General features: G+C 44.4%; 1 protein-coding gene. It reads right to left on the bottom strand.

The features are described from left to right. Positions 1-286: hypothetical protein (locus A1D25_RS01475; protein WP_157393953.1), on the bottom strand; the 286-nt coding region annotated here is incomplete at both ends.

The following is a 286-nucleotide window of genomic DNA, read 5'->3' as shown; positions in this document are numbered from 1 at the left end:
TTATCACCCGGTTTTGCGTTAGTTACAGCAATCTCTGCAGAGCCGTCACCTGGTTCTTTTTTGGTAGTAATCTCTACCGTTGCTTCAGGTGCTTTTGTATCGTAAGGGTGTCCATCTTTGCCCGCTTCTACCGTAGGAACGGTCACAGGTTCTGAATGTTCGCTCTCTTTTTCACCTGGTGTAGTCGCTGTGACGGTAATTTGATCGCCTGGCTGAATATCAAAATTCTTACCTAAATCAGTAAGATTAAATTCATAGTTGCCGTTGTTATCTGCCACCACAGAAC

Origin of the sequence: Ursidibacter arcticus (assembly GCF_009761375.1) — a bacterium.
Lineage (GTDB): Bacteria > Pseudomonadota > Gammaproteobacteria > Enterobacterales > Pasteurellaceae > Ursidibacter > Ursidibacter arcticus.
The sequence above is the reverse complement of the archived record's forward strand: the minus strand, read 5'-3'. Positions and strand labels throughout refer to the sequence as shown.